Genomic DNA, 25,790 nt, shown 5'->3' on the forward strand with positions numbered 1-25,790 from the left:
CACCCGGCGAGTGGCCCACACCCAGCCAACGGCCCACGCCGGCGTCACACCCCGGACGCCGCGGAACCGCGCCCCACGGCGGACTCGGCAAGGGACTCGGCGAGGATGCGCCAGACCTCCGCGGCGAGGCCGATGTTGGCGTCGGCCTGTGCCTGCTCGGCGAGGGCCCGCAGCCCCTGGACGCCGCTGTCGTCGCCGGAGCGGATGAGCAGCTGGTTGCGGAGGATGTCCAGCCGCACCCGGGTCCGGTAGGTCATCCTGGGCTCCGCCTCGGCGAGTTCGCCGAGCAGGACGCGGGCGTCGTCGTACCGGGCGGTGAGGAAGGCGAGGTCGGCCTTGATCGCGGTCAGTTGCTGGCGCAGGCCCGGGGTGCCGACGAAGGCGAGCGCGGGTTCGGCGGCCGTGACGCACCGTTCGGCCGCGTCGGGGTCCGGCGGCAGCTTCTGCAGATGGAGCTCGGCGGCCGCGAGCCGCAGCCGCAACCACAGCACGAGGTCCTCGCCGCTGTCGAACTTCTCCAGCGCCTCCTCCAGGTGGGCCTCCGCGGCGGCGTGGTCGCCCTGCCGCAGGCGCACCGCCGCGGCAGTCCACATGGCCTCCGCCCACAACGCGTCCGACCGGCCCGCGACCAGCTCGACCAACTCGTCGGTGTGGGCCCGTGCCTCCGGCGTCCGGCCCGCCTCGGCCTCCACCGAGACCAGGGCCAGCAGCACCGCGGCGCGGTCCTCGACGTCCAGGTCGTCCTCGCGGGCGAGGTGGTGGGCCGTCATCGCGGCGTCGAGGGCGGGGGTGATGTCGCCCAACGAGCGCAGACAGCGGGCGAGCCGGGTCAGCCCGCGCACCCGCAGCGCGACCAGCCCGACCGCGTCGCCGAGCCGTACCAGCTCCTCCAGGTCGTCCCGCTCGCCGTCGTGGTCGCCCTGGAGCCTGCGTTGCCCGGCCAGTTGCCACAGCGCCTGCCAGCGCAGCACCGGCGCCTCGTGTCCTTCGGCCGCCAGGGCCTCGCGGAGCGTGTCCATCGCCGCCGCCGAGCCGGTGGAGGCGACCAGCGACAGCGCGTGGGCGAGCGATCCGCCGGCGGGCTCCTCGAAGTCCGCCGGTTCCAGGCCGAGCCGTTCGGCGAGGTAGGCGACGGCCCGCTCGGTGGGCTGGCGTGCGCCGGACTCCAGGCGGGAGAGGTATCCCGTGGACATGCCGTCACCGGCCAGCGCGGTCTGGGACAGCCCCCGGGCCTGTCGCAGTTTGCGGAGACGACGGCCGAACGCGGGCTGCTGCGGCATGTGACCATTCCCTGGGACGGACGGCTGGGGGGGTGGCTGCGGGGCGGGGTGGGCGAGCCACCGCCACGCCTCCGAAAGCCGCCACGAGCGTAGGGGGCCAGGCAAGTGCCGGGCAATATTTTGCCAGATGCCGTGCCCTGGACCTCGTGCGAACCTCACGGAACTCTCTTGCGTTCCTCGAGTGGTCCTTGAGCGAATACGAGGAGGATCTCAAGCGCCGGTGCCGGGACCTGCGCACCGGCACGTCCTCGATCACGGGAGCTGTCGTCGTTCGCGTCCACGGGAGTCGTCCATGAAGCACTCGGTTCCTGCCCACCGGGGCCGCTCCGACCACCCGGAAGCGCTACGCGGCAGGTCGTCCGACGACGAGATCAACTGGCCCTAGAAATGATCTTGCCCGACGTCCGTGCCGGGCAAGAAGGCACCTGAGGCAAAGAGGCACCTGAAGCACGCAGGCGCGGCCGGATCACACGGGCGGGGCGCTTCAGTGCCGGGCCGCGGACGCGCTCGCCCTCTGCAGGGCGTTCGCCAGACTCCGCGGCCCCTGAGGATCGTCGCAGGCGCCGCCGACCACGACCAGGGGCGGGCGCGCCCCGGTCCCGGTGACCTGCCGCGCCAGTTCGCAGGCGACGGCACCGGTGCCGGAGTACCCGCCGAGGACCAGCCGGCCGTGCGAGCGGGCCAGCGCGCCGAGGGCCCCGGCCTGGGCGGCCTGCTCGCCGGCGGTGAGCCGGAGGGCGGTCAGTTCCTCCGGCCCCTGGTAGTGCCGCACCAGCTCCCAGTGCCCCGTCGGCGGCGCGCCCGGCACGTCGAGCAGGCACACGGCCGCCGCCGCGGGCGCCGCCGCACCGCGCAGCGGCACGAGCGGCGCCACGTCCCCGGCGACGGGACCGTCCGGCACCCGGGGCGTGACCGCGTCCGGCAGCCATTCCAGCACGTCCCCGACGGTGGTGCCCGTGGTGACCGCGACGGGCAGCAGGCGCAGCAGCCGCGCGGTGTGCGCGAGGAGCGTGCGGGCGGTGCCTGGGTCGACGAGGTCACGGTCGTACGCGCAGGTGAGCACGAGACGGCGGTGGGCGTCGTGACCGGCGCGCAGCCGCAGGGCGTACCCGGCGGGGGCCCCGGCGGCCTCCTGTTCCTCCAGGCGTATCCCGTGCGCGGCGAGTTCCTGGCCGTAGGCGGCTTCGGGGCGCGGGCCGCAGTCGAAGGCGAGCAGGCCGCCGGCGCGCGCCCGGTCGTACCCGCCGGGGGCCGGTCCCGCGGCCGCGGCCCATTCGTACGCGGCCATGTCCAGCACCAGGTCACGGAGTTCGCGCAGCAGTTCGGGCAGGCCCAGCGCCGGGTCGACGGTGACCGTGAGGGGCAGCGCGTTCTCGAACGGGCCGGGGACGCCCTCGATGCCCTCCAAGAGCAGTCCCCGCCCGGGAAAGTCCAGGCCGAAGCCGACGGTTGCGGGACCGGGCGCGGCATCGGAGGCACGGTAGAGGAGCATCGCCCACACCGCTTGGAGCACGCTGCTCTCCGCGACGCCCCAGCGCGCCGCCCAGTGGGCCAGGTGTGCGCTGCGGACCGGGGACAGGGCAGCGCGCAGCACACCGGTGCCTCCGCTGCCGACGGGACCGGGCCGGGGCACGGCGGGCGCGGTCGGCCGGCGGGCCGACCCGCGCCAGAAGTCGTCGGCCGGGCCGGGGTCCTGGGTGCCGAGCCAGCGGGCCAGGTCGCCCAGGTCGGGCCGGCGTTCGCCACCGGGCAGCACCCCGTCGGAGAGGTAGGCGCGGCAGCACTCGCGCATGAGCAGGCGGACGCTCCAACTGTCCAGCATGGCACGGTGATAGGTGACGAGTACGTCGGTGAAGGGCGCCGCCGCGTCCGCAGGGCCGCTGTCCAGCAGCGCCACCCGCACCGCTCCGGGGCGTCGCAGGTCGAAGGCGCGGGCACGCTCGCGGGCCAGCAGCGCCGCGCGCCGGATCACCGTGCCGTGCGGGTGGCGGGCGACGTCCGTGGAGCCGTGGTCGAAGACGACGGCGCGCGGCCTCGGGTCCCATACGAAGGCGGTCCGCAGCACGCTCTCGCGCTCGCAGACGGCCTGCCAGGCCGCCTCGAAGCGTGCGGTGTCGAGGGGGCCGTACCAGCGCCAGACGACCTGCTCGACCTGGTGGTCGGGCCAGGCCAGGGCCTCGGTGAGCCGCTGCTGCTGCAGGGGTGTGACCGGCTGGGTGCGCGGCAGCGTCCCGCAGGGCCGGGCGGCCGGCCCCGTGGCGGCCTTGGCACTGGTCCGGCCGTGGGCGTCGGGGTCGGGGGCGGCGGTGAGCAGGTCGGCGAGCAGGCCGGCCGGGTAGGGCGCCGATGCGCCGTCGCCGCCGGGAAGTTCGACGGTGTGCAGGTCGGCGGCGTGGCGCAGCAGCCGGGGTCCCGGGTGCCGGGCGCCCGGACGGATCTCCGCGATGCGGTGCAGGGCCCGGTGGAAGCAGGCGGTGTCGAGCGGCCCGTGCAGTTCCATGGTGCCGTGGGCGCCCCGCTCGGGGTCGATCACCGCGCATACACCGGCAGGCCGGTCATCGTTCATCGCCTCCCCCTCCTGGACACCCCCGTACGGAACGAACGTCTGCTCCCTCGGTTCAGCGGATCGGCCGGCGCGCCCCGGCGGGCGGGGCAGAGCGCACAGCGCGGCGGACCCGGGCGGCAGGGGACGTCACCGGGTGCGCACCCGGCGCACCCAGTTCCGACTCCGACTCCGGCGGTACGTGCCGGCCGATGTGGCGCTCTCCCATGACCGTCCCCTCACACTCGGCCTCTCCACGCTAGCTCCGCCACGTCCCGGCCGTCCGTTTTCTCCAGTGACCCCCGAACCGTCCCCGACCTGCATTCATCCACCCTGAACGCACCGAACGCGGCCCGCCGGGCCTGACCGCCGCGACCCCTCGGCCCCTCAGACCCTCTGCTCCTCAGACCGGATGGGACCCCTCCGCTTATTACGCCGTAATAGCTCGGCCCATCACGGCGTAATAGGCCGAGTCAGCTCGCCGTCGTCTCCGGTACGAGCATGTCGTGGCACTGCGCGACCCGCCCCGCGGCGTCGAAGTGGAGCTCCGCGACCAGCGACCAGGCCGCCTCTCCGGCGCGCGCGGTCGCCCGCAGCACGACGACGTCGCCGTCGGCGAGGACGCTCTCGACCGTCAGCCCCAGCCCGTCGGGCAGCGCTCGCCCACCCGTGCCGGCGGGGCCGGCCCAGTGACGGGTGAGCTGGTTGACCTCGCCCCGGTTGCCTGCCGCGACCAGCGCGAGGACGAGTTCCCTGTTGCGCTCGCGCAGGCTGCGAGCGGTGAGGAGTTCATGCAGCGCCCCACTGAGAGGCTCGGTCAACGTCGGCACCATGACGAGAGGCCCTTCCTCATGGTTCGTCATCCCGTACGGCTGTCCCGGACATCATGACCGCCCGCGCTGGAGAGACGATGGAGAGCGAGTTCCGCCTTCCGCCACGGCTCCACCACCCCTGTAGGCGGCCTGGCCAGGCTGGCCCAGTTGGAGGTGGACCAAGAGTGAGGTCAGCAATGGCATGGGACAAGAAGTTCGAGGAACTCCTGCGTGACTACCTGCCGTTCCTCGACGCCGACGAACCGCTGGAGGCCGACACCGACCTCAGGCTCTCGGGCCTGGACTCGCTGGCCGCGGTGGAGCTGCTGGGCTCGTTGGAGAGCGCCTACGCCGTCCGCTTCGTGGACGAGGCCCTCTCCCTGGACACCTTCGCCACGCCGGCGGTCCTGTGGGAGACGGTGACCCGGTTGCAGACGGCCGCCTGAGCCCCCGTACGCACCAACGCGCGGGCGGCGCCGCCCATCACGCCGCGAACAGGTCGAACGTCGAGGTGTGGCGCGGCCCCGCCAGCACGTCCAGCTGCGGATCCACGGCCAGCATGGCCTGGTGCATGCGCTGCAACTGCGGGGAGGGCTCCACGCCCAGATCCTGGATGAGCCGCATCCGCAGCCTGCGGTAGACCTCCAGCGCGGTGGCCTGCCGCCCCGACCGGTACAGCGCCACCATGACCTGGGAGTGCAGTCCCTCATGGTGGGGATGGCGAGCGGTCAGCTCGGTCAGCTCCGCGATCAGCTCCGAGTGGCGGCCGAGCCGCAGATCGGCGTCGATGCGCCGCTCCACGGTGACCAGCCGGCTCTCCTGGAGCCGCATCACCTCGATGTCGAGGACCGGCCCGAGTTTCACATCGACCAGCGGCGCACCGGTCCACAGGTCGAGCGCCGCGCCGAAGCGCGCCGCGGACACCTCGTTGTCACCCGCCTCGAACGCGGCCTGGCCCTGCCGGGCCAGTTCCTCGTAGCGGTTCACGTCGACGCAGCTCTTGTCGATCTGGAGCAGATATCCGCCGTGCCGCGTCGCGAGAATGTCCTTCGCCCCGGTCGGCGCGCCCGGACCCATGGCCGTACCGAGTCGTCTGCGCAATTGGAGTATGTAGGTCTGAAGGGTCGTCAGCGCGCTCACCGGAGGCTCGGATCCCCAGAGTTCCTCCATGAGTGTGGGAACGGGCATGACCCGCCCCGGATAGAGCGCCAGCAACGACAGAATCTGTCGCGGCTTGCCGGCCGTCGGAACGATTGATCCCCCGTTGACCTCGGCACTCAACGGACCCAGAACCTGAATCTTCATGGTGTCCTCCCCACTTCGTCGAGTTCCTTGTCCAGTTCCTCTTGGTGGCCAGAAATCTCCGCCGATAGGCACGCTAGCCGTGTCCGTGCCCCTCAAGCGATTTTCTGTAGCGGTCCTCTAGCAGCGCTCCAAGTGGGGTGTTGCACAAGGCCGTTTCCCCACTCAAGAACACATGTACCAATTCTGGAAATGAACTCTTGGTTCCGGTCGGGATTTCCGGGTGACGGATAATCTCGCGCCGCGTACTCGCTCTTCTCCTAATCGTGCGGTGCGCCCACCGGCTCGGGCAGGGCGATGATGTGCGGTGCGGACCGGTCCCAGGGGAATCCGTGGTGCAACTCCAGGTGCGGCGCGCAGGGTTCGTCCGCGGGTACGGCCACCGCGGCGAGCACGTCGGGCACCGGCTCCAGTTCCAGGAACCGCCAGCGCCCGGCCTGGTCGTCGGCGGGCGGCCGGAAGCCGAGCACCCCCCGCTCGTCGGCCAGGGAGAAGGAGAACTCGTCGAAGGGCAGCCCGAGCCCCAGTCCACGGGCCTTGGAGTACGCCTCTTTCAGGGTCCACAGCCTGAGCACCCGGCGGTCCCGCTGCCGTCCCGGGGACACACCGGCCGCCCACCGCTGCTCCTCGGGGGTGAAGGTGGTCAGGATCGTCTCCAGGGACCCCGCCTCCCGCCCGAGGCCCTCGACGTCGACGCCGATGCGCTGCCTGCGGACGATGCCCAGCAGGCTGTAGCCGCCTGCGTGGGAGAGGTTGAAGTCCAGGTGGTCGCCGCCTCTGGGCAGGCCGCCGGGCAGCGGCTGCAGGAAGGGCCGGCCGCGCGAGGAACGCCAGATGACCAGTTCGGCCTCGGCGAGGCCGGCCTCCAGCGCCAGCGCCCGGCGGACCAGGGTGTGGGCGACGAGGTACTGCCGGCGGTCGCGTTCGAAGAGGAACCGGGCCGCGGTCTTGTGTTCGCGCTCGTCGAGCCAGTGCGCTGCCAGGACCTGGGCGACGGCGGGCGGGAGGGCGTCGTTGGGGCAGAGCCACAGCTTCACCGGGGGCACCGTGTCGTTGCGCGGTGCGGGCCCGGTGCCGAGGGACTCCGGTGCGGTGATGGTCATGATGTCGTGTCAGTCCGTATCGGTTCGCCGTCCCACTGCGGGCGGCGCGACGACGCGGCCGGGGGGCCGCCGGGGCCGGAGCAGGAGGGGAGCTGCCGGTGCTCCACGGGTGGTGCCTGGCGTTCAGGCGGAACGGTCCGCCAGCAGTGCGGCGGCCTCGTCGACGCCGATCCGGTCGCCGCGCACCGCGTCGAGGAGCGCGACCAGTTCGTCCTGGGAGAGCGGGGGCCGCTTCGCGGCGGCCGGCGGCTGCGGCCTCGCCTGCGCCGCGGGCGGGGCGCCGCGGCCGGCGGCCGGCGCCGCTGGGGTCACCGCTCCCCCGGTGCGGGAGGCGATGTAGGAGGCCATGGCCGCGAGGCTGGGATGCTCGTGGACGGTGACGGGGCGTTCGTTCAGGCCGTAGGCCCGGTTGACTCCGGCGATGAAGTCCGCGGCCAGGATGGAGTCGATGCCCAGCTCGGCGAAGGCGGCACCGCCGTCGATCTCCCACGGGTCGCAGTGCAGGATCCGCGCCAGTTGCCGGCGCAGCACCTGCAGCACCTCGGCCGAGGCACCCTGGCCCCGGACGGCGGGAGCGTCGTCGGCGCCACCGCGGACGGCGGCCAGGTGGCGGGCGAGGAGGGCCGGCGTGGGGTACTCGTAGAGGTCCGCGCCGGCGATCCGGACGCCGAAGCGCTGGGCGATGGCCGTGACGAACGCGACGGTGAGCAGGGAGTCCAGGCCGAGGACGAGGAAGGGCTGTTCGGGGTCGACCCGGTCGGGGTCGGCGTCCACGACACCGGCCAGCACGGCCGTGAGCTCGGCAAGGATGTCTCCGTGGCCATCGGAAGGTGCCGTCGGCTCACTGGTCATGGTGGTTGCCTCCAAGGATCTGGCGCCTCGCGCCGGAGGGTCAGTGGGTCGGTGCCAGGGGTCCGGCGTGCGGGTCCTGCGCGGCTCGGGCGGCGCGGGCCGGTGCCGCCGGGACCGGCGCGGTCTCGGGCGCGGCCATCAGGATCGAGTGCTGGAGCCGGCGCAGCCGCGGTGACGGCTCCAGGCCCAGGTCGCGCCCGAGGGTGTTGCGCAGCTGCAGGTAGGCGTCGAGCGCCTCGCCCCGCCGCCCCGAGCGGTGCAGCGCGATCATGAACTGGGCGTGCAGGTTCTCGTGCGTGCGGTAACGGCTCGTCAGCACCGTCAGTTCGGCGAGCACTTCGCGGTGCCGGCCGAGCCGCAGGTCCGCCTCGATGCGCTGGTCGAGTGCGCACAGCCGGCTCTCGTCGAGGCGCTTGGCCTCCATGGCGAGCTGCACCCCGGTCTGCACGTCCGCGAAGGCCGATCCCGACCACAGGTCCAGGGCGGCGGCGAGGGTGCGCGAGGCACCCGCGAAGTCACCGGCGTCCATGGCCCGGTAGCCCAGTCCCGCCAGCCGCTCGAACTCCCGGACGTCGCTGGTGCCGCCGCCGGAGGAGAGCAGGTATCCGCCCGGCAGGGTGAGCAGCACGTCCTTGGCGGTACGGCGTTCGGGCCCGGCGCCGGACTGCTGTCCGGGGCCGCGGGCGAGCGCCGCCGCGATGAGCTCGCGCAGTTGCAGCACATAGGTCTGCAAGGTGGTGCGCGCGCTGCGCGGTGGCCGGTCCGACCACAGTTCCTCGATGAGTGAGGCGACCGGCACCACCCGGTCCGCGTTCAGCGCCAGCAGCGCCAGAACCTGGCGTGGCTTCGGCGCCGTCGGGGCGATGGACACCCCGTTCTCCCTCACGTCCAGTGCGCCCAGTACGTCGATGTCCACGCCGTCTCCCCTAAGTCCACATGCACTGCTGGCACTCCACGATTTAAAAACAGCACGCACGGTATGTCAATACGAGACCGCTCGTCCTGTTTTTAACAATCTTCGAGCGGCGGTGCAGCACGCCTCAAAGACGGCCGCCCACCTGCCAAGTCACCCGATCGCGCGGCAACTTGGCACCCCGCACGCACCCCTACGGACCGACACCCACTCCAAGAACGGCAGGAGGCACGCCAAGGCGAACAGACCGTACGTGCCACGGCGCCACCAGTAAACAGACCGACAGGTTTTGTTCGTTCGCTGTCGGTAACCCTGCCGAGGGCCAGCAGAACGACGGTCAGCGCGGCCAGTTCCTCGTCGGTCGCCGTGCCGCGCTCGACGCGCAGGGCCGGTTGCCCACGGTCCGTGTCGCCCATGCCGCCTCCTCTTTTCGGCCACCGTCGGCCATGGCGCTCAAGAGGCGCTCTCGGCGCGGTGGAAGGGACGGGCGACGACGCCACCGGTCAGGCGCTGCGCGCCCGCACCGCCCGCAGGGCCCGGGACAACGCCTGCGCGCTCTCGACGGCACCGCCGACCCCGGTCATGACCACGGCCGGAACCTCACCCGTCCGCTCGGCCGTACGGCGGGCGATCTCATGGGCGACCCGGCCGGCCGGACCGACACCGCACAGGGTCAACCGCCGCCCGCCACCGACCAGTTCCCCAAGGGGATCGGCGGGCACCTGCCGGCCGGTCACACTGAGCGACACGATGCGCTCCGGCCCCTCGTGCTCGCGCAGGAGCGTCTCGTACGCGCCCGGCGTGACGCCGGGAACGGTGACCAGGCACACCACATCCGCCTCGGGTTCCCCGGCCCTCAGCACCGCCAGCGCGAGCCGGGCGCCGTCGGGTCCGGGCGGTGTCACGCGGGGCACCTCGGACGTGCCCAGCAACCGCAGGGCGTCACCGACGGTGAACCCCTCGTCCGGGTGCTCGGGCAGACCCCGCAGCAGGTGCAGGCACTGCGAGAGGATGCCCGAGGCGTCGGTGTCGGCGACCCTGGCCCGGTCGTACAGGGCGGTCAGCACGAGGGCGCCCTCGGTGTCGTAGTGCGCGACGAGCGTGACCGGCAGAGTCGTGTCACCGCCGGCGCTCTGCGGCGCGCCCACCCGGATGCCCTGCGCCGCCAGTTCGGACCGCAGGTTCTCCGGAAGTCCGGGACGGCTGTCGAAGCGGACGGTGGTCTCGGTGAGGCCGGCGCCCGGGGCGCGCCCGCTCCACTGACGGATCCGGTCCCCGCCGACCCAGGCATAAGGGGTGAGGTCGAGCGCCGCGTCCCGCACCTGCAGCAGCAGGTCCACAAGCGGCGCGGCCGGGTCCACGGTGACCGTCATCGGCAGCGGGTTGCCCAGCAGTCCGGGGATGTCGGCCGCGGCCCGCAGCGACATGTCCCGTCCGGACATGTGCACGCCGAAGGCCACCGGCAGCGGCCCGTCGGCCCCGGCCGCCCGGTACAGCAACAGGGCCCACGCCACGTGCAGGGCGCTGCTCTCCCCCGCGCCCCGCTCCGCGGCCCAGGAGCGCAGCCGGGAGGTCCGGTGGGCCTTGAGCCGCCGCTGGATCCGGCCGGGCCCCTCGGTGTGCCGCGCCGGACCGCCGGGGCGGCCCGGGCTGACGGCGGCGTCGACGGGCGGTGCGGCCGCCGCCCAGAACTCCCGGGCCACGGCCGCGTCCTGGCGGGTCAGCCACTGGGCGTGGTCCCGGATGTCGGGCCGCCGGTCCCCGCCGGGCAGCACGCCGCCGGCGAGGTAGGAACGGTAGAACTGCCGCACCAGCAGGCGAGCCCCGCGCTCGTCGAGCAGAGCCCGGTGATAGGTCACCAGCAGACGGGTGGACGACCGCCCGGCGCCGGTCGCGTCCGGCGCCGCGTCGAGCAGGGAGACGCGCAGCAGACCCGGCCGGTACAGCTCGAAGCCGCGGGCCCGGTCCTGCCGGAGCAGTTCGCTCCAGCCGACGTCGGCGTGCACATGGCGTACGACCTCCACGACCGCGCGGTCGTGGAGCACCAGGCGGGCGGCGCCGGCCCAGTCGAAGGACGCCCGCAGCACCGCCTCCCGCTCGGCGACGGACTGCCAGGCGCTGATGAACCGGCCGAGGTCCAGCGGCCCCGCCCAGTCCCAGAAGAGCTGCTCCACATACCGGCCGGGACCGCCCCGACCGCCGACCGCCGCCGCGAGCAGCGCCCGCTGATGCCCGGTCACGGCGATCGTGCCCGCCGCGAGCGGCGCCAGCAGGTCGGCCAGCAGGTCGTCGCTGAGCGGCCCGCCGGGCTCGGCCGGGCCGCGCGGGGTCAGGCGCAGGAGACACCGGCCGAGGCGCCCGCCGTCCGGTACGTCGTCCAGCTCGACGTCGTACGCCCGATGGCGCTCGGCGACACGGGCGGCGACCGCCTCGGCATCGGTGCGGGCGAGTCCGCACAGCTCGAAGACGAGCGGCGACCAGGCCTCGATGCCGAGCGGTTCATGCACCACGGCGAGGACGGCGCCCCCTTGCGAGTGATGACTCCTCATCCGCTCACCGGGGCGGCGGACACCACTGCCCCAGCAGCCGTCTCCGGCACCCCGACCTCCTTTTCGAATCGTTTCTGCACAGCTCGTTTCTGCACAGCGCGTCCGGCCGGCACCCGGCGGCTCTGCCCGACGCGGCCGCTCATCGAGGGCCGGGGCCCCGACGCCCCGGAAAGCCGATGACCCGGGCGCCTTGGGGCGGGTCCGCGGTCGGCGGCCGCACCGGCGCGTCGGCGGGTGACGAGGCCCGCGTCCCCTCCGCCGCCGGCGCGGTGTGCTGCCGGTGCGCCTCGCTCACCAGGAAGCGCCCGTCGACGAGATGGGTCGCAAAGGCCCACTCTCCGGCCGTGTCCCCGGTGAGCCGGGCGGTTCCCGTCGCGTCCCAGCCGAAGCCGAACGCCGAGAAACGACGCCGCATGCCGTGCCCGAGCGCCTTGGTGTACGCCTCCTTCAGCGTCCACAGCCGCAGGAACCGGTCGGTGCGCTCCTCCTCGGGCAGGGCCATGAGCGCTTCGGCCTCCTCGGCGGTGCACACGTGGTCGCGCAGCGCCTCCAGGGAGATCCGGCGCCCGGCGGGCTCGGCGTCCACACCGACCGGCCCGGCACGGCTGACACCGACCACGATCAGCTCGTCGGTGTGGCTGAGGCTCACCTGCAGGTCCGCGCCGAGCCCGCGCAGCACGGGCCGCCCGCCCGGCAGCCCGGCCAGGTCGAGCCGTTCGGCGGGGACCTGGAGAGCCGCGGCGGCCGTGTGCTTGAGCACCACCCGGGAGACGGCGAGGATCAGCCGGCCGGACGGGGCCGGATGCTGCCGGAAGCGGGGCCAGTCACGGCCGAGCAGCGTGCGCAGCCCGGGATCGAGCAGGGCCGGTGTCAGCCACTGGCCCCAGGTGGTGTGCACCACCGCCCGGTCCGTCCGCTCGATCCGCTCCTGGACCTCTTCCCAGGGCCCGTCCGGCCCGGAAACGTGGTACGGCGGCGGGAACGGCACCGCCGGTGTGCCGGCTCCGTTCACCATGGCAGCCTCGTCGCATACAGGTCGCAGTCCACGCCGTCGGCCGCACGCCGGGCCAGCTCCTCCCACACGCCCGGCTGCGGATCGGGCGAGCGGCCGGACGACGGCAGCCCGAGCCGCCCGCCGATCCGCCCGATCGCCATCAGCGCCCAGCCCGCATCCCCGAGGAAGAACATCCCCGCCCCGGCTTCCCGCACACCCGACACCCCAACCCCCACGTCCGGCACACCCCACGCCCCAGCCGCCGCGCCCCGCCCACCCAGCGCCCCGGCTTCCCGCACACCCGACACCCCAACCCCCACGTCCGGCACACCCCACGCCCCAGCCGCCGCGCCCCGCAGACCCAGCGCCCCGGCTTCCCGCACACCCGACGACGCACCCACCACATCCCGCACGCCCACCGTCCCAGCCACCGCTTCCCGCACACCCAACGTCGCGGCGGCCAGCGCCAGCAGGGCCTGGCGGTCTGCCAGGGCACGTGCCGCCGGATCGGCGGGGTCGTGGACGGCGGTGGTCGCGCAGGCGGCCCGCAGCGCCCGCTGCTCGATGACCAGCCTGCGGGCGGCGCGGGCAAGGGCCGCGGTGCCGTCATCACCGGCGGCGGCGAGCCGGTCGGCAGCACCGGCGAGCGTCGCCACGACGGTCTGCGGGCCGGTGCCGGGTGCCACCGCGGGGGCCGCCTCGGTGATCCGGAACAGCGCCGCGCATGCCGTGCCGTCGTCCGGCCACGACCCGCCCGCCGCGCCCAGCCCCTCGACGATCCGGGTCTGAGCGGCACTGGCGGCCGTCCAGTCGGCCCGGGCGAACGCCCGGTCCCGGAGGACCTTGGCCAGCGTGCGCCGCTCGACGGTGTCGCCGTCGAAACCGCACTCCTCCAGCACCAGTTCGAGATCGCCCAGCAACTCCCCCACCAGCTCGGGCACGAGGTACCCCACGACGGCGGCGAGCGCCTCCCCGGCCCCCCGTTCCCCGGCCCCACGCTCCGGCGTCGTAGGGCCGCCCGCGCCCGCGCCCGGGCCGGAGCAGGCCCGCAGGGCCACGGCCGTCAGGCTCTCGCAGGCCAGCAGGTCCGCGAAGACGCAGGCCAGGACCCCCCGCCACTGCCGGGCAGCGGCTTCGTACCTGCTCAGCCCGTCCACGATGCGGGTCACGCTGCGCAGGACGCCACCCGCCGACGCGAGCAGCGCCGCCGGCCCGAGCAGCGCGGCGGCCGGGTGCGGCACCGGTGCGCTCAGCAGCGGACGGATGCTCCAGGCATGGGCCAGGGCCAGATCCCGGCGGAAGAGCGGGCGCAGGGCGCGGGCGAGCTGATCGGCGGCCGGCACCTCCGCGGCACCGGGCAGGCCGGCGGGCGGGGCGGGCAGAGAGGTGTGCCCGGCGGCCCACAGGGCGGACCTGCCGTAGGGGTTGCCGGGGTCCCGAGGGTCGCCGAGCAGCGCTTCGAGGCGCGCCGCACACTGCGCCGCGCCTGCCGGTTCACCCGCCGGGCCGGGCGGGATCGGGGTCGTCGGGGGCCGCCCGGCATGCGGGGCCGGCCGGGTCGGGGCCATCGGCGATCTCCTCGTCGTCGTGGTACCGGGCGCCGTACGGTGGTTCTCCGCCGGGCTCATCGCAGTCGGCGTACGGCGCTCTCGGCGTGCCACCGCGCCAGGCTCAGGGCCTCCGTGCTCGACCGGCCCAGCCACTCGCGCACGTACCGGCGGGCGTCCACGAGGAGAGCGCCCGCGCCCAGGACGGCCTCCACCGCGCTCTCCCGGAGCATCACGTGGTGGCTGGAGACGACCCGCACTCCGGTCGCGTCGGGCTCCAGGTACCACTCCCCGTAGTGCGCGGCGACGGGATCGGGCGGCACGGTCTCCTTGTGGACGATCCGCCCGGCGGCCGGGAAGCACAGCCGTACGGCCTCGGACACCAGCGTCTCCCCGGTGTCGGGGGCACAGGTGTGCAGGACCGTCACCTGCACTCCCGGCTGGTCCTCGGTGACCTCGGCCCGCTCGACGTGGGGAACCAGTTCGCCCCAGTCCTCGATGCGGTAGAGGAAGTCGTAGACGAGTTCCGGGGAGCCGGAGACGTACACGCTGTCCTCGAAGGACAGCAGCAGTTCGTCCAGCCGGTCCCAGCGCTCGGCCGCCTCGCGCAGCGCCACCAGCTCGAAGTGCACGTCCGTCTCGAGTGCCTCGGGCGTCTCCCAGGGGCCGGCCGGGCGCTCGTGACGCAGGGTCAGCAGGCACCGGTCGGCGCCGTCGGCCGCCACGCTCCAGACGCCGGACGTCGGCGCGCCGGGCAGCAGGACGTCCTGCAGTTCGAACTCGATACGGCGCTCCCGTGGCCGCAGCACGCGGCGGGCGAGCGCGGAGCACACCTGGCCGTGCCGCAGGCGCCACAGCCGCAGGTTCTCCTCGGCGCCGTCGAAGTCGATGCGTTCGACATGGACGAAGGGGGACAGCAGGACCGGCCAGCGCGGGGCGTCGGCGAGCAGGCCGTAGACGACGCCGGCGGGCGCGGCGACCGATACCGTGTGCTGGGCGGAGTGCACTCGCTGCGACGACATGCGCGACCCCCTCCTCCAGGTGTGATCAACGCTGCACCGCCGGGCCTGAACCGCGCTCGATTCCTGGTGGAGAGGATTCCTGGTGGAGAGGGGGCGAACCGGCCTGGCGTCAGCCCACGGGGGCCATGGACGCGCTCGGAGCGGGGCGGGCCGGGAGGGTGCCGGGGCCGGACATCAGGATGGAGCGCTGCAGCTTGGCGAGCGCCGGGGACGGTTCGAGGCCCATGGTGCGCACCAGGGTGGCGCGCAGCCGCTGGTAGGCGTCGAGCGCCTCGCCGCGGCGGCCGGAACGGTACAGCGCGAGCATGTACTGGCCGCACAGGCTCTCGTGCGTGGGGTACTGGTTGACCAGCACGGTCAGTTCGGCGAGCAGTTCACGGTGCCGGCCGAGCCGCAGGTCCGCCTCGACACGCTGGTCCAGCGCGCACAGCCGGCTCTCCTCCAGCCGCTTGACCTCGGTCTGCAGATGGGGGCCGGCGTGGACGTCGGCGAGTGCGGGGGCGGTCCACAGGTCGAGCGCCTCGCGCAGCAGCCGGGCGGCCTGGGGGTAGTCCTCGGCGTCCATGGCCCGGTACCCGGCGCCGGCGAGCCGCTCGAACTCCCGTACGTCACTGGTGACGTCGCCGCTCTTGAGCAGATAGCCGCCGGGTACGGTCAGCAGCACGTCCTTGGCCTGGCGGCGCTGCCCGGCGTCGTCCCCCTCGCCGCCGGCCAGGGCGGCGGAGATGAGTTCGCGCAGCTGCAGGATGTAGGTCTGCAGGGTGGCGCGGGCACTGCGCGGGGGCTCGGCTCCCCACAGCTCCTCGGTCAGGACACCGACCGGGACGACCTGGCCGGCGCGCAGCGCCAGCAGGGCGAGCACCTGGCGCGGCTTGGGTGCCGTCGGCGCGATGGACACCCCGTTGAGCCGTACGGCGAGTGTGCCGAGCACGTCGATGTCCACGGCGTCTCCCCCATTCCTGGTGCCGTCTGCAGCGTTCCCTGACACCGAGTAAAAAACAGCGCGCGCGGTATGTCAATGCCAAACCGGAAACCCTGCTTGGTCTCGATTCTCCCGCGAGGGCGGCTCGACCGACTCACATCCACAGGGGGACATGGAGCCAGAAGCAGACCTGTCATGCTGTTTTTACCGGCCGGAGCCCTGGGGCTGCGTCTCCTCCGACACCGACACGAGCGCATGCTCGGGGAAGGCCGCCAAGCCCGGCAGGAGGAGGGACCAGAACTGCGCCATACGCTCGTCCGGCCGCCATCCGTCGTCCGTTGCGGCGATCACCTCGAGGCCGACGGTGGCCGCCACGATCGTGGTCGTCGCACCGTCCGGTGAGACACCGTCGGCCAGTTCGCCCGCACGCTGCGCCTGCAGCACCAGGTCGTGCACGCAGTTCCTCCACCAGCCCAGCATGGCCGCCTCGCTCTTGCGGGAGGGGTCACCGCTGAGCTTGAAGCCGGCCCTGACCACCGGGTCGTCGGCCACGGCCACCAACAGGCCGGACATCGTTCGTACGAGCGACTGCAACGAGGTGTCGGCCGTGCCGCGGCAGCGCTCGGCCAGCTTCTCGACGGAGTCCGTGGCCGCGGACTCCACCTCGGCGGCCAGCGCGTCCTTGTTGGCGAAGTGGAAGTGCAGGGCTCCCGCGCTCACCCCGGCCCGCCTGCTGATCGCCGGAAGAGAGGCGAGGGCGTATCCATCGGCGGCGAACACCTCGGCGGCCGCACGGATCAGGGACTCGCGCGTCCGTGCCGCCCTCACCTGCTTGACCATTGCACCCTCCTCCTGGGCATGCACAGAAACCGGAGTCGCTTCATTCGCTTCTCCGGCCCCGGAGCGCGCCCACCTGCGGGATCTTACCAAACCGCGCGCTTGGTACGTTTATGGATTTTGACGTTGCCCCTAGTCAGACGACTGCGACTGCCGGCCACCCGAGACGACGTGCAGGGAAACCCTTTCCAGAAGGCTTCCCGGAACGTGAGCCAGATTAATGAACCATCCATGCAGTTTCTCGACCCGCCCAGCACCGCTCCGCCCGTGCTGTAGCGGTTCTTCGGCAGATCACCAGCACAAAGCGGCGGGACTCCGTCGCCCCTGACCGGGGCGGACAGAGTCCCGCCGCTCGCGTCGCGTCCGCGTCAGTCCTGCGGGCTCAACAGCACCGGCAGGACACGGTAGGAGTTCATCAGGAAGCTGGACATCGGTTCCAACTCCTCGGGGGAGCAGGCGAGTTGCATCCGCGGAAAGCGCTCGAAGAGCGCCGCGAAGGCCCCGGTGGCCTCCACCTCGGCGAGCGGCGCGCCCATGCAGCGGTGCGTGCCGTGCCCGAACCCGAGCGTGTCGCGCTCGGTGCGCAGCACGTCGAACCGGTCGGCGTCCGGGCCGTAGCGCTCGGGATCGAGGCCGCCCGCGGCGAAGTTGACCAGGATCGGCTCACCCTTGCGGATGAGGACACCGTCCAGGTCGATGTCCTCCACAGCGAACCGCATCGGCGAGTAGGCGCCGGGAGTGTGCACCCGCATCGTCTCGGCCGACACGTCCTGCCAGCTCGCCCGGCCCGCACGTACGTGCTCCAGCTGGTCCGGGTGGGTCAGCAGCGCGCCCACGGCGTTGGTGATCAGCGCCGCGGTGGTGTCCTGTCCTCCGGCGATCATCAGGAAGAGCGTGCCGAGCAGTTCGGCCTCGCTCAGGCGGTCGTCCTGGTCCCGGGCCGCGATCAGCGAACTGGTCAGGTCGTCCCCCGGCTCGGCCCGCTTGTCCTGCACCAGCTGCGACAACAGCATGAAGGCCTGCATCCGCGCCGCCTCTATCTCCTGTCCGGGCAGCGTGGTGCTGAAGACCTTGTGCAGCGCGGCGCACAGGGCGTCCGTCGCTTCCCCCTGCGGGACTCCGAACAGCTCGCAGATCACCCGCATCGGCAGGATCTCGGCGAAGGCGGACCGCAGATCGACCGGGGTGTCGGCCGGCAGGGCGGCGAGGCCGTCGACGAGTTCGGCCGTGATCGCGGCGACCCGGGGGCGCAGGGCCTCGGTGCGTCGCGCGGTGAAGGCTCCGGCGACCAGCCGGCGCAGCCGCGCGTGGCTCTCCCCGTAGGCGAACAGCATGTTCTCGTTCGCCACCCACGGATACAGCGGCCAGTCCTCGGTGATGCGGCCTTCGATGAAGGCGGGCCAGTGCCGGCGGGCGTCCTTGGAGACGCGCCAGTCGGTCAGCAGTCGTTCCACGTGCCGCTGTCCCACCACGGCCCAGGCGATCACCCCTCCGGGCAGCTGGACTTGGACGGCGGGTCCCTGGGCCCGCAGCATGGCGGCCTCTCCCGCCAGGTCCCGACCGGTCACGTCCAAGGCGTAAGGACACACAGCCGTCGTGTTCATCGTCGTACTCCCTGGGTCGGTCTTGCACGGATGGCATGTTGCCCAGGGGAGGGGTCCCCCGCCCTCCCCCCTCGGGAGGCGTACGCGGTCACGCCCCCGACGACTGTTCGGTTGTAGCTCCGTTCCCGGCCGCTGTCAGCTGGCCGCAGGGACCTTCTCGGCGGCCTCGCGCAGCCTCAGTGCCGCGGCGTACACCCGGGCACCCCGGTCGACAGCCGTGTCGAGCTGCATGAGGACCGCCGGGACCGCAATGCTCGCCATCAGGTGACGCTGCAGGTCCGAGACCCGCTCCGGCAGGTCGGCATGGTTGGACATGATCTTGGAGAGCACCTGGACGCCGGTGAACGCCCCGACGAACATCCGTGCCGCCGCCGCGACGTCGACATGCGGCAGCAGCTCGCCGTTCTCCTTCGCCTTGGTCAGGAGGTCCATGTTGTGCTCGATCCACCCGCTCATCGGCACCCGTCGGTCCAGGCCGTCGCTCGGGGCCCCCTGGTCCACCGTCAGACGGATGCTGCCCTGCACCATCGGATCCCCCACCGACAGCAGATGCGCGAGCAGGAAGGCCTCGTCGATGCCCTGCTGGAGCATCAGCTCCTGCGGCGGCGGGGTCGGCATCGCCTCCAACTGGCCGGCCAGCACCGCCTGGGCCAGCTCCTCCTTGGAGGCGAAGTGGAAGTACAGGGCCCCCTTGGTGACGTTGGCCCGGTGGAGGATCTCCGAGATCGTCGCCGCCTCGTACCCCACCTCGGCGAAGACCGCGGCGGCAGCGACGAGGATGGCCCGCCTCGTTCTGATGGCCCGTTCCTGCAGCGCCACGGCCTTCACCTCCGCATCGGCTCCGGTCAGTTTCCTTGGGTAAAAATAAACCGACAGGTTTGTATTGTGCCACCCACCCTCCCCGCGATCAACCGGGGCCGCAGCGCGCTCGAGAATGTCCCATTTATTCGCAACTATCGCGAATCCAGCACCCGGCAGGGATGCCAGAGAAAACCTCGCGTGCGGTTTCCTCGCGCCTCACCGGGCCCATGCCTCGTGGATAAACCTAGACCACGAGGCTGCAGAATCGGATATTCCGCTACGGATCCCCAGGCAGATGCTCGAAGATCCCTCGCTGGCCACTCACACTTTACCGCTATTTGACTTGATAAGAAAACCGGTAGGTCCGTATCTTCTGGGTCCTGCGCATCCCTACTCGGATCTGCGAATTGACGGGGGACAGGGTCATGGCCCTTCTGACAACCCAGCCGTGCATACCAACCACCGCTTCTGGCGATGCCGGCCGTGCGGCGGACCAACCGCTGCGAACCGGCCTGGCGGGCGACCACCCGAGGACCGACCGTCTTCGGGCCGGCCTGCTGGGCAATCTGCACGCGCTCGACACGCTCGCCCTCGAGGGACTCGGCAGCGTCGACGCCACGCCCGCGCAGGACTTGGCCCGGCTGCTCTTCGGCGAGGACGGCGAGCGCGAGCGGGTCCACGGCCGGTGGCGCCGGCTGATCCGCAACGAAACGTTTCGTCACCGTCCGGGCCGCTCACCCGCCGAACAGGCGGGTCAGTCCTACGAGTGGCTGCGGTTGGTGAACGACACCCTCGGGGACCCCGAGAGCCTCGCCACCGACCCGAGCCTGCTGGCGAGCCTGCACGAGTGGGCGGCGATCGTGGACGGCGGCGGGGGCCTGTGCACGGTGGCGAGCATCCACTACAACCTGTTCCTCGGCAGCCTCCTCGACCATGAGGCGGCAGAGCAGCGGGACCTGTCCGAGTTCACCTCCATGCGGCGCATCGGCACCTTCCTGTGCACCGAACTCGACCATGGCAACGACAGCGCCGCGCTGGAGACCACCGCCGAACTCGACCCGGACACCGGCGGGTTCATCCTGCACACCCCGCACCCGGGGGCGCAGAAGTTCATGCCCAACACCAGCACCACCGGCGGCCCCAAGAGCGCCGTGGTCGCGGCCCGCCTCATCGCGAACGGTCAGGACCAGGGCGTGTACCTGTTCCTGACCCCGCTGAGCGACGAGCACGGCCTGCTGCCGGGAGTCCGGGTACGCCGGCTGCCGATGCGGCCCGGCGCTCCCGTCGACCACTGCCTGACCGCCTTCGACCAGGTACGGCTGCCGCGTGAGGCGCTCCTGGAGGCCGAGCACGGCCGCCTCGGCCACGACGGCACCCTCACCAGCACCCTGGGCAACCGCCGCAAGCGTTTCCTGCGTTCGATCGGCCGGGTCACCGTGGGGAAGATGTGCATGAGCGGCGCGGCCGTCGGCGCCTCCAGGGCCGCGCTGGCCATCGCCGTCCGCTACGGCGAGCACCGTCAGGTGGCGGGCCCGAGGGCGGGCGAGCGCATCGCCGTCAACGCCCACCGCACCCATCACGGCCGGCTGCTCAAGTCGTTGGCCACGGCGTATGCCATGACCTTCCTGCACCGGTCGGCGGTGACCGCCTGGACCGGGCACACCGCCGAGACCCGCGAGGAGGCGGAGCGCCTGGTCGCCGTCACCAAGGGGTGGATCACCTGGCAGGCCCGTGCCATCACCACCGAGTGCCGTGAACGCTGCGGCGCCCAGGGGCTGTTCGCGGTCAACGCACTCGCCGGCTTCCCGGACTACGTCGAGGGAACGGTGACCGCCGAGGGGGACAACCTGGTGATCTGGGCCAAGGCGGCGGCGGAGCTGCTCTTCGCCACCGACACCACCCGGTCCCGGGCCGCCTCGCCGGCCGGCCCGCAGGAACTGACCAACCCCCGCTTCGTACGCTCCCTGCTGGCACAGGCCGAGGCCGTCTGGCAGAAGCGGGCGCGGGCTGCGCTGCGCCGCGGGCCCGCCAAGGACCCGGTGACGCGCTGGAACAGGGCCTCGTCACCCGCACTGGAGATGGTCTCCGTGCACGCCGGACTGCGGGCCGCCGACGCCTTCCTGGAGGCGACGGAGCGGGTGACACAGCCCGAGGCACGGCGGCTGCTGGACGGGCTGTGCCTGCTGTTCCTGCTGGAGCAGGTCCGCAGCCACACCGGCGACCTGCTGATGGACGCTCACATGAGTGCCGAGCACGTCGGCGAACTGCCGTTCGTCATCGACACGGTCATCGACGGGCTCGCTCCGCACATGAGGACCCTCGTCGACGCCTTCGACCTGCCTCAGGAGTACCTGGACGCCATTCCGATCGCCAACAGCGGCCGGGTTCCGCTCGCCGAGTACGCGGGCGTCGCCGAATAGGTCCACCGCCGCTCAGGGGACGCATCCCACTCCCCCGCGCGGCCGTCGTTCCCGTGCCGGGTGTGCGCCTTCGGGCCCACCCGGCATCTGTCCGTCTGAGTCCCGTCGTGCAGGCGCTTCCTACAGGGACGACGACACCGCGCCGCCCTCCGACCGCTCCGTCTTGCGCCCCTTGCTCCCCGGCGCCAGGGTGCGCGGATCGATGGCCTCGGCGGGCGCCCCGGTGGCGTACAGCCCGTCGGGGACGGTGTCCCGGTCGTGCGGCAGCAGCCAGAACACCCGTCGGCGGAAGGTGCCCGACGACCGGGAGGGCTTGGCCTTCGGCCCGAGCAGCGCGTAGCCGACCATGCGGCCGTCGCGGTGGTAGGCGGGCCTGCCCCGGCGGGTCGGCAGCCGGTCCAGGCTCTGACGGACGTAGTCCAGCCCGCTGATGTCCTCGAGCCAGACGAGGTCGACCTCGTGGACGATCTCGTCCTCGGCGATGAGGGCGCTCATACTGTCTCCTCGTCGGCGGCCAGCCCGATGCCCGGATAGTACTTGCGCTGGTTGGACAGGATCATCTCCTTCGGAGACGCCAGTCCCACCACCTCCCGGACCCGCGCGGCGAAGGACCGGGACGAGACGGCCGGGGCTCCCTCATTCTGACACCAAGTCCGGTAGGCCGCGTAGAGACCGGCCTGTTCGGCCCTCAGGCCCGGCTCGCGCCGGCAGGTCTCGCCGAGGAAGCGCCCGATGTGGTCCTCGGTCTCCGCGTACGCCGTGGTGGCGATGCGCACGGCCTCCGGGCCCAGCAGGTCCCGCTCCCCGCTCAGGTAGCGCCGCGCGCCGACGACGAGCCAGTTGAGGATGCCCGCCCCTTCCTCCGTGACAAGGATGTCGGCCAGGTTGTCGACCTTCCGGTGGTCCGGCACGACCCGCTCGAAAGGGATCAGCCGCATCCGCCGCCAGAACGCGAAACCGCCCGTCCCCACCTCGGGCCGGTGGTTGCCCAGCAGCCACAGCTTGTGGGTCGGCTGGAAGCTGAAGAAGTCCTGCCGCATCCGCCGTGCCTTGATGCGGTCGCCGCCGGTCAGCAGCTTCACCCGGGCCTCGTCGAACCGGTCCCCCGGCTTGACCTCACTGCACACGATGACCCGGCGCCCGTGCAGCTCGGCCAGGTCGGTGGGGTGTCCCTCGTAGGGGCGGGCCATGAGGAACCCGGGCGGCGCGGCGTCCGCGTAGTCGCCGACGAGCTTCATCACCACGTCCAGCAGCACCGATTTGCCGTTCTTGCCGGAGCCGAACAGGAAGGGCATCACCTGGGCGCCGACGTCTCCGGTGATGGAGTAACCCAGCAGCAGATGCAGGAAGTCGATCATCTGCGCGCCCTCGGGTCCCTCCCCGAAGGTGTCGGCGAGGAAGCGGTCCCAGCGCGGCGTCGGCATCGGTTCGGGCGTCGCGGTGGTGGAGCGGGAGTGGAAGTCCCGGTTCGGGTCCGGCATGCGCTTGAGCCCGGTACGCAGGTCGACGATGCCGCCGGGCGTGCACAGCGCGTACGGATCGGCGTCCAGCAGCGCCGCGTTGAGCACCATGCCGGGTGCGGACTTGGCCTGGGTGAGCATCGCGTTCATCCCGCTGGTGCTCAGCGCGCGCCGGCGGTGCTGCTGCAGGGCGGTTGTGCTGTGCACCCCCCGCGGGTCGGTGGTGGCCAGGGACTCCGCCAGGTCGCCGGCGGCCCACAGCACGGTGTCGTCCTCGTCGATCTGCCAGCGGGTGCTGTCCCACCGGAACCAGCCGAGCCCCGGCACGTGCCGGTAGTCGTTGGCGTAGAGGCTGACGAAGAGCTTGGCGTTGCCACGGTCGCTGAGGGTGTCGGGCAGCAGCCCGTCGGCGGTGGCCTCACCGGCGGCCCTGGGGCCGCCCTGGTCCTTCGTACGGGCCTGGGCGAAGGTCTGGGCCTCCGTACGTGCCTCGGGGACGCTCTTGGCCTCCGTACGCGCCTGGGGCACGCTCTGGGCCAGGATCTGTGCGGCGACCGAGCCGGCGTCGAAGAGGGCGTTGTCCTGGCCCCGCGTCACGGCCGGCCTCCCGGGGACAGCGGGCGGGTACGGCCCGCGCTCAGTCCGCCGCGGATGACGGCGCCGTAGCGCCGCTCCTGCCCGGGCCGGGCCTGCGCCGCCGTCTCGCGCAGGACCCGCTCGGCCTCGTCGGCGTCCAGCAGGCCCCCGGCGACGAGACCGCCTGCGGTGTACGCCGCCCGGTTGAGCTTCTCGGTGAACCCCGCTCCCTCCGCGACGGCCGCGCAGGCGGCCACCTCGGCGAGCAGGGCTGCCAGCACCCGGCCCGCGGCACCGTGGGCGCCCGAGGCGGCCAGGACGGCCTGCCGGGCGCGGGGCGGCACGGGGCGGGGCGCGGGGACGTGCGCGGGCGGCAGGTGGCCGGTGCGCTCCAGTTCGCGCGCGAGCCAGGCGGGCAGCGGTGCGGGCTCACGCTCCGTGCCCACGGCCTCGTACATCCCCGCCCCGGTCACGGTGCCCGGCGCGACGATGTACCCGCCGTGCGCCCGTACGTCGACCTGCCAGGCCAGCGCCCGGCCGCCGCCGGACCCGGAGGAGCACTGCCAGCGGTGCCCGGACAGGGCCCGGTACCACACGTGCAGGCCGCCCGAGGGCGTGCGCACCCGCAGGGTCGTCTCGTCGTCCGCGGGAGAGGCGGCGCCGCGCAGCGCGGCCAGCACGCCGATGGTGTGGAAGCCGTTGGCGAGCCCCGTCAGGTCCACGGTCTCGGCGATGTCGATGCCGGGCAGCAGGCGGTCCCGGCCGGGCAGTTGCCGGGCGTGGGCATCGATGTCGATGACGACCAGCCCGGCGGGCCCGCAGGCGATCCCGACGCCGAACTCCGGGTGGGCTCCCCACCACTGCTCGATCCGGGCGAAGTCCAGGGTGGCGGCCCGGAAGCCGTGGCACCAGCGCCCGGCGGCAGGGCAGCGGCACCCCCGGTGGGTGTGCCCGGGCTCACGGCAGGCCGCGCAGTTGCCCGCGGGCGTCTTGCGTCCCGGCGCCAGCGGATGGACCGGCCAGCCGCGGCCGGCGCACCACCGGGCGATGGTCAGGGACTGCGAGGCGCCCGCTCGGGCGGGAGCGGGCCGCGGTGAGTCGCTGCGTAAAACCCGCAGCTCATCGGTCATGCGTTTCCCCCGTCAGCGACCGAAGCGACTCAACAACAGGCACACACTAGCGAAGCGACGACCAAGCTGGGGTCATCTGAACGAAGAATCGATTCCGCTCCCCCAGAGGGCAATCAGCGACTCAAGAGACCCCCACAGCGACTGAACAACCCTCGGTCGCTGCTTCGGTCGCTGCTTGAGTCGCTGTCAAAACCGCAGGTCAAGGCCACTTCACCTGCCAATTAGCGACTCAAGCGACTCAAGTTCCCTACATATAACGCCCACACGCGCACGCGCACGCATACACGCGCACACGCGAATGTCTCCATATACCCGAACTTTGAGTCGCTTCAGTCGCTGTTTTCCCTGAAAACGGCCTCTGACCAGGGCCTTTACCCAGCGACCGACCAGCGACTCAAGAGCGACCCAACCCGCCTTCGGTCGCTGTTCTTCAGTCGCTGCCCCCGGCCGCCGCCCTTTGGGTCGCTGTCCTCGAAGCGACCCAAGCGACTCAAGCGACTCTGGACCGCACCTGGATGACCGTTTCTGCACCGGGCTGTTCACCCGGCACCAGCGACCCGAGCGACCCAGGCGGCCGGACCCGCCCGCTCAGCCGTCGAACCCCGTCCCCGGGCGGGCTCTTGGCCCAGCACCCGCGACGCGGTTCACGACGCGGCGGTGACCATGGCGGACGGCCCGCTCTGGGACCGAGGCGTCTTGCTCCCGGGCTTCTTGGGCTCGATGGTGCGCGGATCCACAGCCTCCCCGGGCGCCCCTTCCCGGTACAGGCCCTCGGGAAGGCTGTCCCGGTCGTGGGGCAGCAGGAAGAACACCCGCCGCCGGTACAGCCCGCTGTCGGGATCTGCCTCGGCTCCGTCGTCGAGAACGGCGTAGCCGACCATGCGCCCGTCCCGGGCGTACGGCGGCTTGGTGTTGCGACGCCTGGTCTTGTCGAGCGCCTGGCGTACGTAGTCGAGGCCGTCCAGGGGCTCCAGCCACACCACCTTCGCTTCGTGGATGAGGTCGCTCTCGTTCAGAAGCGAGCTCATGGCTCCAGCCCCTCCTTCGTCGACCGGCCCTCGGCAGAGGTCCGGGCCTGGCGTGTACGTGTCGTGCTGTGGTCCGCGTCCCGGCGGGCGGGGCGG

22 protein-coding genes are annotated in these 25,790 nt (G+C 72.6%); 2 read left to right on the forward strand and 20 right to left on the reverse strand.

The annotated features are described in order from the left end of the window. Nucleotides 1-44: 44 nt before the first annotated feature. The 3 genes from ACWC2T_RS31430 to ACWC2T_RS31440 all read right to left on the reverse strand — a co-directional run bounded on the left by ACWC2T_RS31430 (nt 45) and on the right by ACWC2T_RS31440 (nt 4,643). Nucleotides 45-1,280 (reverse strand): helix-turn-helix domain-containing protein, encoded by a 1,236-nt coding sequence (locus ACWC2T_RS31430; protein WP_450673728.1) that lies wholly within the window; start codon nt 1,278-1,280, stop codon nt 45-47. Nucleotides 1,281-1,764: 484 nt separating this feature from the next. Then, entirely contained in the window at nt 1,765-3,846 is a 2,082-nt protein-coding gene (locus ACWC2T_RS31435; protein WP_450673729.1) for a condensation domain-containing protein, read from the reverse strand. Nucleotides 3,847-4,295: 449 nt separating this feature from the next. After that, nucleotides 4,296-4,643, reverse strand: coding sequence for a hypothetical protein (locus ACWC2T_RS31440; RefSeq protein WP_450673730.1), 348 nt, complete (start codon nt 4,641-4,643; stop codon nt 4,296-4,298). Nucleotides 4,644-4,831: 188 nt separating this feature from the next. On the opposite strand from ACWC2T_RS31440, the gene ACWC2T_RS31445 reads away from it, so the two are divergent. Then, a complete protein-coding gene (locus ACWC2T_RS31445; RefSeq protein ID WP_450673731.1) occupies nt 4,832-5,080 on the forward strand; it encodes a phosphopantetheine-binding protein in 249 nt (82 codons plus the stop codon). A gap of 37 nt (nt 5,081-5,117) precedes the next feature. On the opposite strand, the gene ACWC2T_RS31450 is transcribed toward ACWC2T_RS31445, so the two are convergent. The 13 genes from ACWC2T_RS31450 to ACWC2T_RS31510 all read right to left on the reverse strand — a co-directional run bounded on the left by ACWC2T_RS31450 (nt 5,118) and on the right by ACWC2T_RS31510 (nt 19,098). Beyond that, a complete protein-coding gene (locus ACWC2T_RS31450) occupies nt 5,118-5,939 on the reverse strand; it encodes an AfsR/SARP family transcriptional regulator (protein ID WP_450673732.1) in 822 nt (273 codons plus the stop codon). A 257-nt stretch (nt 5,940-6,196) separates the two neighbouring features. Then, a complete protein-coding gene (locus ACWC2T_RS31455; protein WP_450673733.1) occupies nt 6,197-7,039 on the reverse strand; it encodes a 4'-phosphopantetheinyl transferase family protein in 843 nt (280 codons plus the stop codon). 123 nt (nt 7,040-7,162) lie between these two features. Beyond that, nucleotides 7,163-7,891 carry a phosphopantetheine-binding protein gene (locus ACWC2T_RS31460; protein WP_450673734.1) on the reverse strand — a complete coding sequence of 243 codons (729 nt, stop codon included), beginning with the start codon at nt 7,889-7,891 and terminating at the stop codon, nt 7,163-7,165. A gap of 40 nt (nt 7,892-7,931) precedes the next feature. Continuing rightward, nucleotides 7,932-8,807: an AfsR/SARP family transcriptional regulator gene (locus ACWC2T_RS31465; RefSeq protein ID WP_450673735.1), complete on the reverse strand. Its 876-nt coding sequence runs from the start codon at nt 8,805-8,807 to the stop codon at nt 7,932-7,934. 92 nt (nt 8,808-8,899) lie between these two features. Further along, nucleotides 8,900-9,220 (reverse strand): acyl-CoA carboxylase subunit epsilon, encoded by a 321-nt coding sequence (locus tag ACWC2T_RS31470; RefSeq protein ID WP_450673736.1) that lies wholly within the window; start codon nt 9,218-9,220, stop codon nt 8,900-8,902. 87 nt (nt 9,221-9,307) lie between these two features. Next, nucleotides 9,308-11,314, reverse strand: a complete 2,007-nt coding sequence (locus ACWC2T_RS31475; RefSeq protein WP_450673737.1) for a condensation domain-containing protein — start codon at nt 11,312-11,314, stop codon at nt 9,308-9,310. A 178-nt stretch (nt 11,315-11,492) separates the two neighbouring features. Continuing rightward, nucleotides 11,493-12,368, reverse strand: coding sequence for a 4'-phosphopantetheinyl transferase family protein (locus tag ACWC2T_RS31480; protein WP_450673738.1), 876 nt, complete (start codon nt 12,366-12,368; stop codon nt 11,493-11,495). Then, nucleotides 12,362-13,915: a hypothetical protein gene (locus tag ACWC2T_RS31485; protein WP_450673739.1), complete on the reverse strand. Its 1,554-nt coding sequence runs from the start codon at nt 13,913-13,915 to the stop codon at nt 12,362-12,364. The genes ACWC2T_RS31480 and ACWC2T_RS31485 overlap by 7 nt, the downstream gene beginning before the upstream one ends. Nucleotides 13,916-13,971: 56 nt before the next feature. Beyond that, nucleotides 13,972-14,916, reverse strand: a complete 945-nt coding sequence (locus tag ACWC2T_RS31490; protein WP_450673740.1) for an SRPBCC family protein — start codon at nt 14,914-14,916, stop codon at nt 13,972-13,974. A gap of 109 nt (nt 14,917-15,025) precedes the next feature. Then, complete coding sequence (locus ACWC2T_RS31495) at nt 15,026-15,859, reverse strand: AfsR/SARP family transcriptional regulator (RefSeq protein WP_450673741.1); 834 nt, start codon at nt 15,857-15,859, stop codon at nt 15,026-15,028. Between the two features lie 183 nt (nt 15,860-16,042). Next, nucleotides 16,043-16,678: a ScbR family autoregulator-binding transcription factor gene (locus ACWC2T_RS31500; protein ID WP_450673742.1), complete on the reverse strand. Its 636-nt coding sequence runs from the start codon at nt 16,676-16,678 to the stop codon at nt 16,043-16,045. A gap of 365 nt (nt 16,679-17,043) precedes the next feature. Further along, nucleotides 17,044-18,279, reverse strand: coding sequence for a cytochrome P450 family protein (locus tag ACWC2T_RS31505; protein WP_450673743.1), 1,236 nt, complete (start codon nt 18,277-18,279; stop codon nt 17,044-17,046). A 135-nt stretch (nt 18,280-18,414) separates the two neighbouring features. Further along, the gene (locus tag ACWC2T_RS31510; RefSeq protein ID WP_450673744.1) at nt 18,415-19,098 is read right to left on the reverse strand and encodes a ScbR family autoregulator-binding transcription factor; all 684 of its coding nucleotides are present in this window, start codon (nt 19,096-19,098) and stop codon (nt 18,415-18,417) included. 407 nt (nt 19,099-19,505) lie between these two features. Here ACWC2T_RS31510 and ACWC2T_RS31515 point away from each other — a divergent pair, with 407 nt between their 5' ends. Further along, on the forward strand, nt 19,506-21,500 hold the full coding sequence (locus tag ACWC2T_RS31515; protein ID WP_450673745.1) for an acyl-CoA dehydrogenase family protein: 1,995 nt from the start codon (nt 19,506-19,508) through the stop codon (nt 21,498-21,500). A 120-nt stretch (nt 21,501-21,620) separates the two neighbouring features. Here the strand turns inward: ACWC2T_RS31515 and ACWC2T_RS31520 are convergent, their stop codons facing one another. From ACWC2T_RS31520 to ACWC2T_RS31535, 4 genes are all read right to left on the reverse strand, one after another. Then, nucleotides 21,621-21,995: a DUF6009 family protein gene (locus tag ACWC2T_RS31520; RefSeq protein ID WP_351217195.1), complete on the reverse strand. Its 375-nt coding sequence runs from the start codon at nt 21,993-21,995 to the stop codon at nt 21,621-21,623. Further along, nucleotides 21,992-23,557, reverse strand: a complete 1,566-nt coding sequence (locus ACWC2T_RS31525) for a DNA primase family protein (protein ID WP_450673746.1) — start codon at nt 23,555-23,557, stop codon at nt 21,992-21,994. The genes ACWC2T_RS31520 and ACWC2T_RS31525 overlap by 4 nt, the downstream gene beginning before the upstream one ends. Beyond that, a complete protein-coding gene (locus ACWC2T_RS31530; protein WP_450673747.1) occupies nt 23,554-24,666 on the reverse strand; it encodes a bifunctional DNA primase/polymerase in 1,113 nt (370 codons plus the stop codon). The genes ACWC2T_RS31525 and ACWC2T_RS31530 overlap by 4 nt, the downstream gene beginning before the upstream one ends. 644 nt (nt 24,667-25,310) lie before the next feature. Further along, nucleotides 25,311-25,694 (reverse strand): DUF6009 family protein, encoded by a 384-nt coding sequence (locus ACWC2T_RS31535; protein WP_450673748.1) that lies wholly within the window; start codon nt 25,692-25,694, stop codon nt 25,311-25,313. Between the last annotated feature and the right edge of the window lie 96 nt (nt 25,695-25,790).

It is taken from the genome of Streptomyces sp. NPDC001393, from assembly GCF_053597455.1.

What these genes read in the sequence shown, in the direction of transcription:
- ACWC2T_RS31430 (WP_450673728.1), bottom strand. Translation starts at nt 1,280, where the DNA reads ATGCCGCAGCAGCCCGCGTTCGGCCGTCGTCTCCGCAAACTGCGACAG.
- ACWC2T_RS31435 (WP_450673729.1), bottom strand. Translation starts at nt 3,846, where the DNA reads ATGAACGATGACCGGCCTGCCGGTGTATGCGCGGTGATCGACCCCGAG.
- ACWC2T_RS31445 (WP_450673731.1), top strand. Translation starts at nt 4,832, where the DNA reads ATGGCATGGGACAAGAAGTTCGAGGAACTCCTGCGTGACTACCTGCCG.
- ACWC2T_RS31450 (WP_450673732.1), bottom strand. Translation starts at nt 5,939, where the DNA reads ATGAAGATTCAGGTTCTGGGTCCGTTGAGTGCCGAGGTCAACGGGGGA.
- ACWC2T_RS31455 (WP_450673733.1), bottom strand. Translation starts at nt 7,039, where the DNA reads ATGACCATCACCGCACCGGAGTCCCTCGGCACCGGGCCCGCACCGCGC.
- ACWC2T_RS31460 (WP_450673734.1), bottom strand. Translation starts at nt 7,891, where the DNA reads ATGACCAGTGAGCCGACGGCACCTTCCGATGGCCACGGAGACATCCTT.
- ACWC2T_RS31470 (WP_450673736.1), bottom strand. Translation starts at nt 9,220, where the DNA reads ATGGGCGACACGGACCGTGGGCAACCGGCCCTGCGCGTCGAGCGCGGC.
- ACWC2T_RS31480 (WP_450673738.1), bottom strand. Translation starts at nt 12,368, where the DNA reads ATGGTGAACGGAGCCGGCACACCGGCGGTGCCGTTCCCGCCGCCGTAC.
- ACWC2T_RS31485 (WP_450673739.1), bottom strand. Translation starts at nt 13,915, where the DNA reads ATGGCCCCGACCCGGCCGGCCCCGCATGCCGGGCGGCCCCCGACGACC.
- ACWC2T_RS31490 (WP_450673740.1), bottom strand. Translation starts at nt 14,916, where the DNA reads ATGTCGTCGCAGCGAGTGCACTCCGCCCAGCACACGGTATCGGTCGCC.
- ACWC2T_RS31500 (WP_450673742.1), bottom strand. Translation starts at nt 16,678, where the DNA reads ATGGTCAAGCAGGTGAGGGCGGCACGGACGCGCGAGTCCCTGATCCGT.
- ACWC2T_RS31505 (WP_450673743.1), bottom strand. Translation starts at nt 18,279, where the DNA reads ATGAACACGACGGCTGTGTGTCCTTACGCCTTGGACGTGACCGGTCGG.
- ACWC2T_RS31515 (WP_450673745.1), top strand. Translation starts at nt 19,506, where the DNA reads ATGGCCCTTCTGACAACCCAGCCGTGCATACCAACCACCGCTTCTGGC.
- ACWC2T_RS31520 (WP_351217195.1), bottom strand. Translation starts at nt 21,995, where the DNA reads ATGAGCGCCCTCATCGCCGAGGACGAGATCGTCCACGAGGTCGACCTC.
- ACWC2T_RS31530 (WP_450673747.1), bottom strand. Translation starts at nt 24,666, where the DNA reads ATGACCGATGAGCTGCGGGTTTTACGCAGCGACTCACCGCGGCCCGCT.
- ACWC2T_RS31535 (WP_450673748.1), bottom strand. Translation starts at nt 25,694, where the DNA reads ATGAGCTCGCTTCTGAACGAGAGCGACCTCATCCACGAAGCGAAGGTG.